The 15564-nt window shown below is 67.1% G+C and carries 13 protein-coding genes and 2 pseudogenes; 7 read left to right on the forward strand and 8 right to left on the reverse strand.

The annotated features are described in order from the left end of the window. Positions 1 to 26: 26 nt before the first annotated feature. Positions 27 to 2372: a GH92 family glycosyl hydrolase gene (locus tag ACFVWG_RS26525; RefSeq protein ID WP_391546114.1), complete on the forward strand. Its 2346-nt coding sequence runs from the start codon at positions 27 to 29 to the stop codon at positions 2370 to 2372. Positions 2373 to 2501: 129 nt separating this feature from the next. Here ACFVWG_RS26525 and ACFVWG_RS26530 read toward each other — a convergent pair whose 3' ends face one another. The 3 genes from ACFVWG_RS26530 to ACFVWG_RS26540 form a co-directional block, all read right to left on the reverse strand. Beyond that, a complete protein-coding gene (locus ACFVWG_RS26530) occupies positions 2502 to 3809 on the reverse strand; it encodes an NAD(P)/FAD-dependent oxidoreductase (RefSeq protein WP_391546115.1) in 1308 nt (435 codons plus the stop codon). Between the two features lie 201 nt (positions 3810 to 4010). Further along, positions 4011 to 4385, reverse strand: a complete 375-nt coding sequence (locus tag ACFVWG_RS26535; RefSeq protein ID WP_391546116.1) for a VOC family protein — start codon at positions 4383 to 4385, stop codon at positions 4011 to 4013. Between the two features lie 239 nt (positions 4386 to 4624). After that, positions 4625 to 5800, reverse strand: a complete 1176-nt coding sequence (locus ACFVWG_RS26540; RefSeq protein ID WP_391546117.1) for a GNAT family N-acetyltransferase — start codon at positions 5798 to 5800, stop codon at positions 4625 to 4627. A gap of 106 nt (positions 5801 to 5906) precedes the next feature. Here ACFVWG_RS26540 and ACFVWG_RS26545 point away from each other — a divergent pair, with 106 nt between their 5' ends. The 5 genes from ACFVWG_RS26545 to ACFVWG_RS26565 all read left to right on the forward strand — a co-directional run bounded on the left by ACFVWG_RS26545 (position 5907) and on the right by ACFVWG_RS26565 (position 10076). Beyond that, positions 5907 to 6635 carry a DUF4118 domain-containing protein gene (locus tag ACFVWG_RS26545; RefSeq protein ID WP_391546118.1) on the forward strand — a complete coding sequence of 243 codons (729 nt, stop codon included), beginning with the start codon at positions 5907 to 5909 and terminating at the stop codon, positions 6633 to 6635. A gap of 109 nt (positions 6636 to 6744) precedes the next feature. After that, complete coding sequence (locus ACFVWG_RS26550) at positions 6745 to 7329, forward strand: hypothetical protein (RefSeq protein WP_391546119.1); 585 nt, start codon at positions 6745 to 6747, stop codon at positions 7327 to 7329. Between the two features lie 4 nt (positions 7330 to 7333). After that, positions 7334 to 7903, forward strand: a complete 570-nt coding sequence (locus ACFVWG_RS26555) for a hypothetical protein (protein WP_391546120.1) — start codon at positions 7334 to 7336, stop codon at positions 7901 to 7903. A 118-nt stretch (positions 7904 to 8021) separates the two neighbouring features. Continuing rightward, complete coding sequence (locus ACFVWG_RS26560; protein ID WP_391546121.1) at positions 8022 to 8849, forward strand: Bax inhibitor-1/YccA family protein; 828 nt, start codon at positions 8022 to 8024, stop codon at positions 8847 to 8849. 102 nt (positions 8850 to 8951) lie between these two features. Next, positions 8952 to 10076 (forward strand): VOC family protein, encoded by a 1125-nt coding sequence (locus tag ACFVWG_RS26565; RefSeq protein ID WP_391546122.1) that lies wholly within the window; start codon positions 8952 to 8954, stop codon positions 10074 to 10076. Positions 10077 to 10145: 69 nt separating this feature from the next. On the opposite strand, the gene ACFVWG_RS26570 is transcribed toward ACFVWG_RS26565, so the two are convergent. The 4 genes and pseudogenes from ACFVWG_RS26570 to ACFVWG_RS26585 all read right to left on the reverse strand — a co-directional run. Beyond that, entirely contained in the window at positions 10146 to 10376 is a 231-nt protein-coding gene (locus ACFVWG_RS26570; RefSeq protein WP_391546123.1) for a DUF4287 domain-containing protein, read from the reverse strand. 156 nt (positions 10377 to 10532) lie between these two features. Continuing rightward, entirely contained in the window at positions 10533 to 11297 is a 765-nt protein-coding gene (locus ACFVWG_RS26575) for a glycoside hydrolase family 16 protein (RefSeq protein ID WP_391546124.1), read from the reverse strand. Between the two features lie 120 nt (positions 11298 to 11417). Beyond that, positions 11418 to 11531: pseudogene (locus tag ACFVWG_RS26580) on the reverse strand (SGNH/GDSL hydrolase family protein); the annotation flags it as partial. A gap of 144 nt (positions 11532 to 11675) precedes the next feature. Beyond that, positions 11676 to 12416, reverse strand: a pseudogene (locus tag ACFVWG_RS26585) (SGNH/GDSL hydrolase family protein); the annotation flags it as partial. 77 nt (positions 12417 to 12493) lie between these two features. On the opposite strand from ACFVWG_RS26585, the gene ACFVWG_RS26590 reads away from it, so the two are divergent. Beyond that, positions 12494 to 13867: a cystathionine beta-synthase gene (locus ACFVWG_RS26590; protein ID WP_391546125.1), complete on the forward strand. Its 1374-nt coding sequence runs from the start codon at positions 12494 to 12496 to the stop codon at positions 13865 to 13867. Between the two features lie 233 nt (positions 13868 to 14100). On the opposite strand, the gene ACFVWG_RS26595 is transcribed toward ACFVWG_RS26590, so the two are convergent. Beyond that, on the reverse strand, positions 14101 to 15552 hold the full coding sequence (locus tag ACFVWG_RS26595) for a flavin-containing monooxygenase (RefSeq protein WP_391546126.1): 1452 nt from the start codon (positions 15550 to 15552) through the stop codon (positions 14101 to 14103). Between the last annotated feature and the right edge of the window lie 12 nt (positions 15553 to 15564).

Genomic DNA, 15564 nt, shown 5'->3' on the forward strand with positions numbered 1-15564 from the left:
CCGTCCGCCCAACGGGAGGCTCCCCCATGCGCTTCGTCGCAGCCGGTCTCACCCTCGCTCTGCTGATCCCCGCCGTACCAGCTGAAGCGCACAATCCGTCCTACGACCCCGCGTCGTACGTCGATCCGCTGATCGGCTCGCAGCGCGACGGGACGACCTGGCCCGGCGCGGTCCGGCCGTTCGGGATGATCTCGTGGAGCCCGACGAGCACGCGCGGCGACCAGACCAGCACGGGTGCGGCCAACGGATACCAGTACGACGTGACGCGCGTCCGCGGGTTCAGCCTCACGCACCTGAGTGGCGCGGGCTGCAACCCCGGTGCCGCGGGTGACATCCCGATCCTCCCGTACGTCGGAACGGTCGACTCGTCACCAACAGCCGACACGAAGGATGCCAAGTACGCGACGAACTTCAGTCACGCGAACGAGAAGGCCGTCCCCGGCCGGTACACGGTCGCGCTGGACTCCGGTGTGAAGACCGACCTGGCGGTGACCACGCGGGCCGGCGTCGGCGAGTTCACCTTCCCGGCCGACCAGACCGCGAACCTGCTCTTCCGTACGTCGAACTCCCTGAACGGCAGCGAGGACGCGGAGATCACCATCGACCCGACCGGCCGGAAGGTGACCGGATCCGTGCTCACCGGCGCGTTCTGCGGTCGCCGGGCCAACGGGGGAATCAACAACCGCAAGACCTACTACCGCCTGTACTTCACCGCGTCGTTCGACCAGCCGGTCGTTGCCAACGGCACCTGGAAGAACGGCGACCTGGCCGCGGGCAGCACGCACACGACCGGCGGCGAGGGCTACGCGACCGGCGCGGATCGGGCCGGTCGTGGCTCGGGCGGTTACGTGTCGTTCGCGCCCGGCGCGAAGGTGCGGATGAAGCTGGGGATCTCGTACGTGAGCCTGGCCGGCGCCGAGCAGAACCTGCGAGCCGAGGTACGGCGGAACGCGACCGTCGACCGGATTGCGGCGGAAGGGTACGCGGCCTGGCAACGTGAACTGCACGCGATCGACATCACGGGCGGGACGGATGCGCAGCGTGCGACGTTCTACACCGCGCTCTACCACGTGCTGTTGCAGCCGAACATCTTCAACGATGTCGACGGGCGCTACCTGGGCAGCGATCTGAAGATTCACCGGCTCGCGCGCGGTCAGAAGGCGCAGTACGGGACGTTCTCCGGGTGGGATCAGTATCGGGCGCACATCCAGCTGCTCGCGTTGTTGAAGCCGGATGTCGCGGGTGACTTCGCGCAGTCGATGTATCAGTTTGCCCAGCAAAATAACGGCGTTTGGGATCGCTGGCTGCACAACAACGGTCCGACGCATGTGATGACCGGCGACCCGGCGGCACCGACGCTGGCCACGTTCACCGCGATGGGGGTGCGCAACTTCGACGTACGGGGTGCGTTCGAGTCGCTGGCGCACCAGGCTCGCGTGCAGAACGCCGAGGCCGAGAACGACGGTGGTTGCCCAGGGCAATGCACGGGGCAACGACCTGCGCTCGACACCTATATCGCCAAGCAGTACGCACCCCAGGACGCCTGCCACTGCTGGGGCGGCGCTGCCGAAACTCTCGAGAACTCGTTGGCTGACTACTCCCTCGCCCAGTGGGCAGAACGGCTCGGAGTCAGCGCACCGGATCTGAAGGCGCGAGGTAGTTGGTGGAAGAACACCTTCGACCCGGCCGTCGGTTATCAGCGTGCGCGGAGAGCCGACGGGACCTGGGAGCCGGGCTTCGCCCCCGACACTCAGACGGGATTCGCGCAGGGTTCGAGTGCGACGTACACGTGGATGGTCCCGCAGGACGTCTCCGGGCTCGCCACGCTCATGAACGGCAAGGCTGTCGAGCGGCTGGACGGGTTCTTCCACGACGCGAACGGCAACTGGGCGGTCAAGGGTGGCAGCGCAGTCCGGTACGACCCGACCAACGAGCCGGGTCTGCACGCGCCGTGGCTCTACAACGGCCTCGGCGTCGCGTGGAAGACGCAGGCCACGACCCGCGAGATCGTCGACACCGTCTACGGCACCGGCCCGGCCGGGCTGCCGGGTAACGACGACCTGGGCACGCTCTCGGCCTGGTACATCTACGCCGCCATCGGTCTCTTCCCGCAGACCGCGGGCCGGGCTGAACTCCTCGTCGGCAGCCCGTTGTTCCCGAAGGTCGAGCTCCGCCGGAGCAACGGCGTACGGATCACTGTGAACGCTCCGGCGACAACCGATGCGAATCAGTATGTGCAGTCGGCCCAGTTGAACGGGCGGCAGCGCTCCGAGTCATGGCTGCCGGAGTCGTTCACCACGCACGGCGGGCGGATCGACGTACAGATGACCGACACCCCGACCACTTGGGGCACGCCACCCGTCGACCACTGAGCCCGGCCCGCGCCACCAGTTGTGGCGCGAGACACGCACTGGTAGCCGGAGACCCCGTGCCACAGGTCTCCGGCCCCGATTGCCTGTCCCCTGCCACAACTGGTGGCCGGGGCAGGGAAGGGGAAACCGTCAGGACTCGGTAGCGCGGCGGAACTCTTCGTTGGGGGTCTGGAGGGTTCCGAGCGAGGTGACCTCGCGGCGGAAGAAGAGGGCCAGCGTCCAGTCGAGGATGACGCGGGCCTTGCGGTTGAAGGTGGGGACGCGGCTGACGTGGTACGTGCGGTGCAGGAACCAGGCCGGCCAGCCCTTGATCTTGATGCCGAACAGCTGGGCGACACCCTTGTGCAGGCCGAGGCTGGCGACCGAACCGACGTACTTGTGCTCGTAGTCCTGCGGCGCCTGGCCGTCGACGGTGCGAAGGATGTTGGCGGCGAGGCGGTTGGCCTGGCGGACGGCGTGCTGGGCGTTGGGTGCGCAGTACGCGCCGTTGTCCGAGGTCAGGTCCGGTACGGCGGCGTTGTCACCGGCGGACCAGGCATCGGTGACGCCCTCGATCCGCAGGTTGGCCAGGCACTTGACCCGGCCCCTCTCGTCGAGCGGGAAGTCGGTCGCGGCCAGGGCCGGGTTCGCCTTCACACCGGCGGTCCAGACGATCGTGTCGGCGTCGAACTCCTCGCCGTCACTGAGGACCACACGGCCCTTCTCGCAGGACTCCAGCCGGGTCTCCAGCTTGATGTCCATGTTGCGCTTGCGCAGCTGGTCGACCGTGTACTTGCCGAGATCAGGGCCCACCTCGGGCAGGATCCGGTTGGTCGCCTCGACCAGGATCCAGCGCATGTCCTCTGGCTTGACGTTGTCGTAGTACCGGGTGGCGTAGCGGGCCATGTCCTCCAGCTCCGCGAACGCCTCGACACCGGCGTACCCACCGCCGACGAAGACGAAGGTCAGCGCCGACTTGCGCAGCGCGGGGTCGGGCTGCGAGCTCGCCACGTCCAGGCGGTCCAGCACCTTGTTACGCAGGGCGATCGCCTCTTCGACGTTCTTGAACCCGGTCGCCTCTTCGGCCAGACCCGGGATCGGCAGCGTGCGGGCGATCGAGCCGAGCGCGACCACGACCTGGTCGTAGGGCAGCTCGTACTCCGGGCCCTCCTCGGGCATCACCTTCGCGACCTTGTGCTCATGGTCGATCCCGGTCACCCGGCCGGTCACCACCCGGCACCCCTTGAGCGTCTTGCGCAGCGGCACCACCACGTGCCGCGGTTCCACCGAACCGGCCGCCGCCTCCGGCAGGAACGGCTGGTACGTCATCACCGACCGCGGGTCCACCACGGTCACCTTGATCTTGCCTTTCCTGGCCGCGCGACGCAGTCCGTACGCGGTGTACATCCCGACGTAACCGCCTCCGACGACGAGGATGTGCGGCACCTGGGCTGTCATCCGGTTCACTCTCCCTGAGTGGCTTTACGACTTCATGTCTACTTCAGGTTATCCGTTCGTGAAAACTTTCACAAACCCTCTGGGAGTGATCTCACCCACCGGAATCCCTCGCGGGAGTGATCATCCACAGGCCTATCGTGACCCTGTTCCCCGCGATCACCGAGCCATCCGCTCAGCCGTCACGGAACCGCAAGACACCGCCTATTCGGTCGGCCCTTCCAGCGCCAGCCGATAGCCGCTCGGGGTCCGCAGCAGCAGCCGCCGGTACGTCCAGTCCGGCGCCGGCCGGTTGACCTCCAGCTCGAACTCCAGCCCCGCCGCCCGGCACACCTCAGCCGCCGCATCGACGTCGGACACCGCGATCTGCCACGTCAGCACACTCGGCGGATCGTTCTCCCGGCTCGCGCGCTGGATCCCGAAATGGATCGTCTCCGTACCGAACGCGATGAAGTCCGGATACTCCGTGCCCTCGTAGATCACCGGAAGACCGAGCTTCTCGTAGAACGCCCGCTCGGCGGCGAGGTCGGAGACATTCAGTACCGGCGCCAGCCGCGTGAACAACGCTTCGTCTGCCATGTACAGCAGTATGCGTACCGACGGACTGGTAGAGGGCGTGCTGAAGCCGGGATCGGCGGGCATGCTGAGCGTCGCGACGGGCAGGTTGGGTGACGTACTACCAGTCCTTCGGTACGGCCCCTCTCAGGCGACCCAATGACCCGCCCCAGCCAACGGCAATTTCAGGGGAGATCCCCTCAAGTTGCTGGTTCTCCCTTCAAAATTCGAGGGGAGAACCGGCAACCTCAACGGAGATCCCCTCAAATTTGGCGGTAGACGGAGACGTGGGAGGGGGAGGCGGCGGTGAACTCGGTGCCGGTCCAGTCGGCGTGGCGGGACTCGAGGGTGAAGCCGGCCAGCTGGGCCATCAGGTCGAGTTCGGCCGGCCAGATGTAGCGGTGGGGTGAGCGCTCGAGGTGCGCCTCGGTGCTGTCCGCGGTGAAACGGAAGTGGTACGACGTGACGTGCTGATGGAGTACGTCGTACGTGTCGAGAAGGATGTAGTCGGGGTCGGCGATACCTACCGTGGCGGGTGTGCCGGGTGGGAGGCGGCGGAGTTCGGGGACCCAGAGCTCGATGACGAAGCGGCCGCCGGGGGAGAGGTGCCGGGCGGCGTTGCGGAAGCACGCGACCTGGTCTTCCTGCGTGAGCAGGTTGGAGATCGTGTTGAACACCAGGTAGACGAGGGAGAACTCGCCCGGCACCCGGACGGCCGCCATATCGCCGATCGTGACCGGGATCGTGGCCTCGTCGGCTTTCGTGCGGAGGACCTCGACCATCGGCGGGGAGAGTTCGATGCCGCTGACCGGTATGCCGCGGGCTGCCAGCGGTACGGCGACCCGTCCGGTCCCGATGGCGAATTCCAGGGCCCGTCCGGAACCCGCGAGTTCGGCGAGCCGGGCGGTCGTCGGGCCGAGCGTGTCCGCGGAGAACATGCCGTCGCCCGGGGTGTCGTAGTGGGCGGCGACCTCGGCGGTCCAGATGTCGTTGCGCCAGCGGAGTTTGTCTTCGCGGTCGTCTTCGGCGAATTTGCGGAAGCCGAGGCGGTCGTAGAGGCGGCGGGCGTTGGGGTTGTCGCGTTCGACGCCGAGGTCGAGGGGGACGCCGCGAGCGGCCGCCTCCTCTTGCAGGGCGCGGATGATCGCCGTACCGATGCCTTGGTTCTGTACGGCGGGGTCGAGCTGGATACCGCACAGTTCGATCGACGCCGGGTGGCGGGTGACGCGGAGGCGGCCGATGGGTCGGCCGTTGAGCTCGATGACGCTGGTACCGGTGGGGTCCTCGGCGATCTGCTCGCGGGTCCAGTCGGCGTATCCCTCGCGCCAGCCCGGTTCGTCGGCCTCCGGTGACAGGCGGCCTTGGGTGCGGGTCGCCTCGATGGCGACGTTCAGGAGGAAGTCGATGTCGTCGAGCGTGGCCGGGCGGAGGGTGTGCATAGCTCAGCACGGTAGGGCGGCAGCGCTCGCCGGGCCACCGGATTACGGCTGATAGACGTCTGTGAGAGGGGTTGATCGCAGCGCGTTGAAGAGAGTCAATGGGATTGTGAATCGCAATCGTGTGCTCGCGCTCGCTCTGGTCGTGCCGCCGGTGGTGTGTGGTCTGCTCGCGTTGCTGCGGGACAGCTTCGACAATGCGAACGCCGCGCTGCTGCTGGCGGTCGTGATCGTCGGTGTCGCCGCGGCCGGGTGGCGGTCGGCGGGCGTGCTGGCCGCGGTGTCGAGTGCGGTGTGGTTCGACTTCTTCCTGACGGTTCCGTACAACCGGTTCACGATCGACAGCGGCGATGACGTCGAGACCACGATCCTGCTGGTGCTGATCGGGGTCGCGGTCAGTGAGATCGCGATCTGGGGCCGACGGCAACAAGCTCGCGCGTCCCGTCACCGCGGTTACCTGGACGGCGTGATCACCACCTCGCAGGCGGTCTCCGAAGGTGGTTCCACGCAGGACCTGATCGACCACGTGGCCGCGGAGATCACCGTCGTACTGGGGATCGACCGGGTGCGCTTCGTTGCTGGTGGCAACCGGACGTCGGCGCCGCAGCTCAACCCCGACGGCACGGTCACCCGCGGCGGCCACGTCCTCAAGGTCGAGCGCGACGGGCTCCCCACCAACGCCGAGATCGAACTCCCTATCCAGCACGCCGGCCGCGTTCGTGGCCGCTTCCTCCTCACCGCCGCGACCCACATCGCCCGCCCCGACCTCGAACAACGCCAGGTGGCCGTAGCCCTGGCCGACCAGGTCGCTACCGCCCTGATCGCCCAACCCCACTGACCGGCCTGCGGGAGCAAGACGTCCTGGGTGGCCGCCGGCAAGCGTCGTACCTGCCCATACAGGTACGACGCCAAGCCGCGCGCTCTGGCGGTCCAGACCACTCTGCGTCATGATCCTCTTCGTGGATCTCGAAGAACGCGTCGCCGCCATGGCCGTCCGGGTCGGTCACGACGCCCCGCCCATCAACCGCATCGACGGCAGTGAACAGCAGCCCTGTGCCTTCACGCTCCCACCCGGCCCCCTCGGTCCGGCGCTGGTCGTCCATTCGCATCTCGAGGAGAAGCCCGAGCCGCTCCAGGACTTCCTGATTGCCCAAGCGCTGGTGTCGGACCGCCTCGGCATCAATCGGGAGTACAAGACGCTGATCTGGAGCATCCGGATCGGCCTCATCGTGCTGATCGGCGTCATCGCCGGCGTCGGCAGCTACATCGCTGACACCTATGGCGCGGTGGTGCTGGTCCTTCCGATCGTCGCGTTCGTCGTCGTACTGGCCTTCTGCATCCTCCCGATCGCGATCTGGTCCCGGCACTTCGCCCGCCGCCAGGACGACCGCCTGATCCAGATCCTCGGTCGCGAGCAACTGATCGAAGCCCTCCGCCTCGACGCCACCACCCGCCCACGCCCGGCCAACCTCTTCTGGATCCGCATGGGCATGCGCCCCCGCTCCATCGACCGCCTCCGCCGCCTAACCTGAGCCCGTGAACGATCAGGAACTGACTGTGCGCGTGGGGGAGTTGGCGACCGCCGTGGGGTATCCACTGCCGTCGATCACTTGGGTGGACAACGCCAAAATCTGGGCAGTACTGAGGCCTCGGGGCGTGGCTGCGCCGGTCCTGCAGTTGGACCGCCGGGTGTCGCAGTGGTGTACGCCTTTGTTCGACCTTGTAGTGGCGGAGTCCCTGCAGAGAGCGGCGCTCGGCATGCACCGGCACCATCGGATCCTGCAGGTCGGCTATCTCGTCATGGCGGCAGCCTCTGTCGTGGTCGTCGACCGGCTGTTCGCGTTGCCGTTGTTGCCCGAATGGGCGGTCACCATGGCGGCGGTCGTGCTGGCGGTGCTTCTGATCTCTGCGACCTATGCGCGTTGGCTGTACCGGCGGGTCGACCGGCGACTGCAGGAGATTCTCGGCACTGAGGCCATGCGTGAGGGGCTGGAGCACGTGCGGCGCCCGATGAATGCCGCGAATGTGCTGCGCTGGCTGTGGGCTGGGGCCGGGGTGCTGCCTGCCGAGCGGTTGCGGTGGCTGAATGCATCGGTGGCTTATTGAAATTGTTGCCCCACTGGGATTTCGGTTGGGGAACGGGAGTCGGGTTCTCAGATGTTGTTAAGGGTGGGACCGTAGTATTTCGATACGGCCCCGGATGTGGGTCACCAGGAGGAATGTCATGCAGAGCAGTAACCCGGTCCTGAACCGGTCGAGTGCGTTTGCGCCTGGCCATGGCCAGGCTTATCCGGGGGCCGCTCCGTACGGTCAGCAGCCCGGTCAGTACGGCGGACCGGGTGTGCCGCCCCAGCAGTACCAGGGTGCACCGGCCGGCAGCCGCCCCATGACGCTGGACGATGTGATCATCAAGACGGCGATCACGCTGGGTGTCGTGGCGGTCGTCGGTGCGATCGCGTGGAACAAGGTGCCGGACCGGTTGGTGCTGCCGGCCTTCCTCGGCGGTGCGCTGCTGGCCTTCGCGATCGCGATGGTGCTGTCGTTCTCGCGCAAGATCAACCCCGTGCTGGTGATGGTCTACGCGGCGTTCGAGGGCGTCTTCCTCGGGGTCGGCAGCAAGGTCATCGTCAGCTACGTCGGTGGCGACTCCAGCATTGTCGTGCAGGCGATCCTGGCCACGATGGTGACGGCCGGCCTGACGCTGGCGGCGTACAAGTACTTCGCGATCAAGGTGACACCGCGGTTCCAGAAGATGGTCATCCTCGCGACGATGGGCTTCGCCGGGGTGCTGCTGGTCAACTTCGTGCTGGGACTACTCGGGATCACCACCGGGATCAGCGGGATGGGCCCGCTGGGCCTGCTGTTCGCCGCCCTCGGCGTCGGCCTGGCGGTCTTCAACCTGATCCTCGACTTCGACATGGTGGAGCAGGGCGTTCGCGCCGGCGCCCCGCAGAACGAGGCCTGGCGCGCGGCCTTCGGCCTGACCGTCACGCTGGTCTGGCTGTACTGGAACATCCTGCGCATCCTCGCCATCCTCCGCGGCGGCGACTAGTCACCACGCACCACAGACGAATCGAAGGGTCGGCCCACCAGGGCCGGCCCTTCGGCCGTATCCGGACGGGGATTGTCCGGAACAAGGCCTAGGCTCCCTCGCATGGCTGACAACGGGTGGCGGGCTATCGGGCAGCGAACGGCGGCGTGGTTCGAGCAGCCGTCGCTGACGGCAGGGGCAGAGCTGGTACGGCGGATCGCCGCGGCTGGTCCGTTGCCCGAGGTGGATGTGCGGCCGAGCGGGGTCCGAGTCCGGGTGCCGGCGGGAGACGACACCGAGTGGATCTCAGCCCTGGCGGGGGTCCCGAGTGATCCGGCGGCGCTGCAGGAGCTGCGGATCGTCTTTGACGCGGTGGATGTGCCTGGCGTCCGGGAGTTCTGGCGCAACGGGTTCGGCTATCCAGACGGCCAACGCTTGGAGGACCCCTTGCACCGCGACCCGGAGCTCCTGGTCGTGGAGCGCCAGGACGCACGGCCGCTGCAGAACCGCTTCCATATCGATGTGGTCCGACCGGCGCAGACCGTCGAGGCCGTCAGGGCGGGGCGGCAGCCGACGGGTGCTTGGGGTGTGATGCTCCCGGACAGCGAAGGCAACGAACTGGATCTGGTCCCGGGCGACGCGTTCGCAGCGGAAGACTGGCAAACGTTGTTCGCAGCAATGACTTTCTACCCCACCACATCAGCAGAGCAGGCGGTTCAGCTGGTGACAGCCGTTGCCCACCTGGCCGATGCGGCCGGGATCGCGTTGATGCTTGACGTTCGCGCCGACGGCGTCATCATCGACCACGGCAAGGATGCGTGGGAAGTAGCCGGCGAGCCTTTCGTTGAGCTGGCAAAGCAGGTCCAGACCGCAGCACGTGATCTGGGGTTGACCGCCAAGCCGGACACGATCCGCTTCGTGCAAATCGGGCTCGCGGCAGTCGACGCACCGGCGGTGAAGGCGTTCTGGACAAGGGCTCTCGGGTATGTCGGCACCGACGACAGCTACGATCCGCGGCGGCTCAACCCGGGCTTCATCTTCCAGCAGATGGATGCGGGCGAGACCGAGCGGCGCGCGCAGCGCAACCGGATCCGGCTCGAACTCGACGTCGCGCACGACCAATTACCGGCCCGCGTCGAGCAAGCGCTGCAGGCCGGTGGAAACATCCGCGACGAACAACCGGGTCGCTGCTCGATCGCCGATCCCGAAGGCAACGAACTGGATCTGATCGCTCAGAAGCCCTTGTAAACAAAGAGAACCCGCCCCTCCACCTGTAGGGGCAGGTCCTCTCTACGGAACTCTTCTCCTGTTCGGCTGTCAGCTCATTCGCCGGTGTGCTTTGACGAGGTCGTACTCATGGACGATGGCGGTTGCGTGCCCATGCGCGAGCTCGTACTCGCTGGAGAGCCACCGCACTCGGTCGTCGAAGCGCAGGAACGACGGTCCGTCGTTCATCAGCTGGAACCACTCGGTCATGCCGCGTCCGGTGCATCTGGGCACCTTCTCCACCAAACGCTGGTGCGTTTCCTCGGAGTGGTTCAAGCCCATCGTCGCCTCCCGTTGATCGGGGTATCGCGTTGCTATCGACTGTGCACCACGAAGACGCCTACAGGCAAGGCCTTCTTCATGTCTGTCCCATTTCAGGACGTGTCCCCTTCGGGAGATGGGTTCAAGTGGGAGATGGGCTCAGGCGTGAGGCAGGGCTCAGTACTTGGTGTAGCGCGCCGAGTCGTACGTCGCAGTCAGTTGCCCGGTGTAGTTGAACGGTCCGAGCCAGCCGTCGACGCCGATCCCGGGCCACAGGTTCAGCATCATCCGCATCGGATGGGTCGGCAGCGCGCCGCGGGATCCGTTCTCCTGATGGACAAGCCGGCCGTCCACGAACCAGTTGATCGTGCCCTGGTTCCACCATTCGATCGCGTAGTCGTGGTAGCCGGTCGAGGCATCGAAGCCCAGGTTGATGATCGTCTCGTGGCCACCGACGCCGTTGGTGAAGTAGTTGGTCTGCATCTGAGTGGTGTTCTTGCCGAGGATCTCGACGTCGATCTCGTCCCACGGCTGGTTGTCACTCGAGCCCGTGTAGGTGAAGAACGACGTCACCGTGCCGGACGCCTTGACCGCCTTCAGCCGGGTCTCGAACCGCCCGTACGAGAAGAGGTTGTTGGTCCGGTATTCGCCGGAGGCGTAGGGCTTACCCGAACAGCCGCCCGGGCAGGAGGCAGTGTCCAGGTTGAGGCCCATCACCCCGCCACTGAACCAGACGTGGTCGGCACGCCAGCCGACGTTGAACATGCTGCCGTTGCTCCAGCCGTCGGCCTTGTGCCAGCGGCCGGTGTCGAACCCGTCGAAGTTGTCGACGAAGCTGCCACCGATCGCGGTGGTGGCGGCCTGGCCGGCTGTTGGTGTCAGTGCAGCACCGAGAAGACCCAGTACGGCGACGGCGAGCAGGGCGGGGCGGAACCTGGTCATGACGACCTCCGGAACTCATGGGGCGGGAGTTGGAGCGTGTGACTGGAAGCGCTCCCAGTCAACGCCCTGCCGGTTCCGGAACTTGTTTCAGCTGTTGATCAAAGACCCGGATTCGGTTTCGGCCTCCGGCTCGACCCGGTCGATCTCGGCCTTCGGGTGCCTGCGGCGGTGCCGCAGCTCGGCCCAGCGACCCCGCGGCCCGCGCGTGCGCCCAGCCACCTCGGTCGCCACGACCTCGGTGCCGGCCGTGCGAGCAGCCTGTACGGCGGCGTCCGCGATCGGCAGGATCTTCTCGCCCCGGAACGACTCCGGGTGGACGAACGACTCCGCCCCAACGCCCATCGCGGCCGCCACGGAGGGCAGCAGCGCGGCCGAGGCAGCGGCGTACCCGATGGCGGACGGGTGGAAGTTGTCCCGGCCCCACATCAACGGGTCGGCCTTGAAGGTCGGTCCGAGCAGCGAGCCGAGCGACACCGTCCGGCCGCCGGCCTCGACCACGGCGATGGTCTGCGCGGCCGCGAGCCGGCGGCTCCACGCCCGGGCGAACTGGCGCAGCGGCGGCATCATCGTCGGCACCACGCCGAGGTCCGGACACGTGCCGACGACGACCTCACAGTTCGCCGCGCGCAACCGCCGTACTGCGGCTGAGAGCAGCCGGACGGAGACCGAAGGCGACATCTGCGCCTTGATGTCGTTCGCACCGATCAGGATGACCGCGACGTGCGGTCCGGCCTGGAGGGCGGCGTCGACCTGCTGGGCCAGATCGGACGACTTGGCACCGGTCTTGGAGACGTCGACCAGCCGGACCGGGCGCTCGGCCAGGTCGGTGAGCCCGGAGGCGAGCATCACGCCGGGAGTCTCGTCAGGGGTGTCGGTGCCGTAGCCGGCCGCGCTGGAGTCGCCGAGCATGGCGAACGTGATCGGGTGACCTGGATATCTGCCGTACAGACCGCTCCCCGGAGTGGGGTAGTACCGCATCGGGCCGATCACACGCTTGGCGTACTCGGCCTCTGCGGTCAGTACGCCGTACAGCGTGGCTCCGATGAGTCCGAGCCCCCCGCCCCCGAAGGCTGCGGCCTGGGCCAATCTCTTCGCGGCCCTGGCTTTGCCTTTACTCATGAGTACAAGGATTACACGCTGTCACGTACACGCAAGTGAAATAGGGGAAACGACACGAGGATCGCTAGTCTGAGGCTGTGCGCTACGCAGAATCTCTCCTGGACCTGGTCGGCAACACCCCGCTGGTCAGACTGACCAAGACCACGGACGGGGCGAAACCACTCGTCCTGGCCAAGGTCGAGTACTTCAACCCCGGTGGCTCGGTGAAGGATCGCATCGCGGTCCGGATGATCGAGGCCGCGGAGGCCTCCGGCGAGCTGAAGCCGGGCGGCACGATCGTCGAGCCCACCTCCGGGAACACCGGGGTCGGCCTCGCGATGGTGGCCCAGCAGAAGGGCTACAAGTGCGTCTTCGTCTGCCCGGACAAGGTCAGCGAGGACAAGCGGAATGTGCTCAAGGCGTACGGCGCCGAGGTCGTGGTGTGCCCGACCGCGGTCGCGCCGGAACACCCGGACTCGTACTACAACGTCTCCGACCGCCTGGTCCGCGAGATCGAGGGCGCCTGGAAGCCGAACCAGTACGCCAACGAGAACAACCCGCGCTCGCACTACGAGACCACCGGTCCTGAGCTCTGGGAGCAGACCGACGGCAGGATCACCCACTTCGTGGCGGGCGTCGGCACCGGCGGCACGATCAGCGGCACCGGCAAGTACCTCAAGGAGGTCTCGGGCGGCAAGGTGCAGATCATCGGCGCCGACCCCGAGGGCTCGGTCTACTCCGGTGGCTCCGGCCGTCCGTACCTGGTCGAGGGCGTCGGTGAGGACTTCTGGCCGGAGACCTACGACCGTGACATCTGCGACCGGATCATCGAGGTCTCGGACGCGGACTCGTTCGCGCTGACCCGGCGGCTCGCCCGCGAAGAGGCGATGCTGGTCGGCGGCTCAGCCGGTATGGCGGCCGCCGCGGCGATCCGGCTCGCGCAGGAGATCAACGATCCCGACGCGGTGATCGTCGTACTGCTGCCTGACGGCGGCCGTGGCTACCTGACGAAGGTCTTCAACGACGACTGGCTCGCGCAGTACGGGTTCCTCGCGCACGCCCGGCAGGGCACCACGCTCGGTGACGTGCTGGCCGGCAAGGACGGCAGCCTGCCGCCGCTGGTGCACACCCACCCGCACGAGACGATCGCCGAAGCGGTCGCGATCCTGCGCGAGTACGGCGTCTCCCAGATGCCCGTGGTCCGCGCGGAGCCACCGGTGATGGCGGCCGAGGTGGCCGGCGCGGTGTCGGAGCGGACGCTGATGGACGCGTTGTACTCCGGCAAGGCGCGGCTGGCCGACATGGTCGAGCAGCACATGGATGCGGCGTTGCCGTCCCTTGGTGCCGGCGAGGCCGTCAGCAAGGCGGTCGAGCTGCTCGAGGGTCGCGACGCCCTGATGGTGCTGGACGACGGCAAGCCGGTGGGCGTACTGACCCGGCAGGACCTGCTGGTCCATCTGTCCGCCGACTGACTCTCCCGTTGGGGAGAGACTTAACGGTCTACGACCGAAGGCACGATGGCGAGCAGGGCCATCACGATGATGCCGATGACGATGGCTGCTGCTCCCGCGATCTGAAGGATTTCCATATCTCAAGGTTCCTTCAGATCGCCCTTCCGGACATCGGTCCCTAGACCGGTATTCGCTTCATCCCTAGGTCGTATACCCGACCCTGAGGACTCATCCTTAGGGAGTCCGGGCGACCCCTACTTCACGAGCACGAAGTCCGAGGGATCGAGCTTGCGGGTACGGCGCCAGTAGCTGGTCGTGAAGTGCGGCCAGATACCGGTGTTCCGCCCGTCGGCGTCCTTGTACCAGCTCGTGCAGCCCGACTCCCAGACGGTGCCCTTGAGGTCGCGCTGGACGCCGTCGACGAACTTCTGCTGAGCCTCCTCGCGGACCTCGACGTACTTCGCTCCTCGGCGCCGGAGCAGGTCGAGCGTCTGCATCACGTAGCGCACCTGCGCCTCGATCATGAAGACCGCGGAGGAGTGACCGGTGTTGGTGTTCGGCCCGATCAGCAGGAACAGGTTCGGGTAGCCGGCCACGGTGATGCCCAGGTGAGCGCCGACGCCGTCGCGCTTCCAGTGCTCGGCGAGATCGGTGCCGTCCTTGCCGAGGATCGGCATCCGGGTCAGGTTCGCCGACAGCGCGAACCCGGTGCCGAGCACGATCGTGTCGCACGGCCGTTCGATGCCGTCGGCGGTGACGACGGCGGTCGGCGTGATCCGGGTGATCGGGGTCGTGACCAGGTCGACGTTCGACCGGTTGAAGGCCGGGTAGTAGTCGTTCGAGACCATCATCCGCTTGCAGCCGATCTGATAGTCCGGCGTCAGGCGGGCCCGCAGATCGGGGTCCGGGATCTGCTTGCGCAGGTGCTGTTTCGCCTGCAGCTCAAGGGTTTTCATCAACCGCGGATTGCCTGCGAAGCCGGCACCGCGCGCCTCCAGCCCCCAGTAGATCGCGTTGCGGATCAGCCGCTGTCCGGCCGGGAAGCGGGCATGCAGAGCGCGCTCCCGCGGCCCGATCGCGCGGTCCGGCTTCGGCGTGATCCACGCCGCCGACCGCTGGTAGACGTCCAGGTGCTCGACGATCGGCGCGATCTGCGGCACGTACTGCACCGCCGAGGCACCCGTCCCGATCGCGGCCACCCGGCGGCCGGTGAGGTCGTGGGTGTGATCCCAGTGCGCGGTGTGGAACGTCGTACCGGCGAAGGAGTCGAGGCCCGGGATGTCGGGCAGCTTGGGTTCGTGCAGACCGCCGACGCCGGCCACCAGGACCGGGGCCTGGATGACCTCTTCGTCGTTGACCGTCACCGTCCAGTAGCCGCTCTCTTCGTCGAACGCGGCCTCCGTGACCTTGGCGCCGTACCGGATCTTGTCGGCGACGCCGTACTTGTCGGCGGTGCGTTCGAGGTACTCGAGGATCTCGTCCCAGGGTGCGAACATCCGCGTCCAGTGCGGGTTCTGCTCGAAGGAGAACGAGTAGAGGTACGACGGGATGTCACACGCGCACCCGGGATAGGTGTTGTCGCGCCAGGTGCCGCCGAGGCGGTCGGCCTTCTCCAGGATGACGAAGTCCTCGCATCCGGCCTGCTTGAGCTTGATCGCCATGCATAAACCGGCGAAACCGGACCCGATGATCACGACCTCTGTCATAGGGCCCGAGGT

This window comes from Kribbella sp. NPDC058245 (assembly GCF_042882005.1).
In the GTDB taxonomy this organism is placed as follows: domain Bacteria; phylum Actinomycetota; class Actinomycetes; order Propionibacteriales; family Kribbellaceae; genus Kribbella.

Coding starts and splice junctions, on each gene's coding strand:
- ACFVWG_RS26525 (WP_391546114.1), top strand. CDS start 27: ATGCGCTTCGTCGCAGCCGGTCTCACCCTCGCTCTGCTGATCCCCGCC.
- ACFVWG_RS26530 (WP_391546115.1), bottom strand. CDS start 3,809: ATGACAGCCCAGGTGCCGCACATCCTCGTCGTCGGAGGCGGTTACGTC.
- ACFVWG_RS26535 (WP_391546116.1), bottom strand. CDS start 4,385: ATGGCAGACGAAGCGTTGTTCACGCGGCTGGCGCCGGTACTGAATGTC.
- ACFVWG_RS26540 (WP_391546117.1), bottom strand. CDS start 5,800: ATGCACACCCTCCGCCCGGCCACGCTCGACGACATCGACTTCCTCCTG.
- ACFVWG_RS26550 (WP_391546119.1), top strand. CDS start 6,745: ATGATCCTCTTCGTGGATCTCGAAGAACGCGTCGCCGCCATGGCCGTC.
- ACFVWG_RS26560 (WP_391546121.1), top strand. CDS start 8,022: ATGCAGAGCAGTAACCCGGTCCTGAACCGGTCGAGTGCGTTTGCGCCT.
- ACFVWG_RS26565 (WP_391546122.1), top strand. CDS start 8,952: ATGGCTGACAACGGGTGGCGGGCTATCGGGCAGCGAACGGCGGCGTGG.
- ACFVWG_RS26570 (WP_391546123.1), bottom strand. CDS start 10,376: ATGGGCTTGAACCACTCCGAGGAAACGCACCAGCGTTTGGTGGAGAAG.
- ACFVWG_RS26575 (WP_391546124.1), bottom strand. CDS start 11,297: ATGACCAGGTTCCGCCCCGCCCTGCTCGCCGTCGCCGTACTGGGTCTT.
- ACFVWG_RS26595 (WP_391546126.1), bottom strand. CDS start 15,552: ATGACAGAGGTCGTGATCATCGGGTCCGGTTTCGCCGGTTTATGCATG.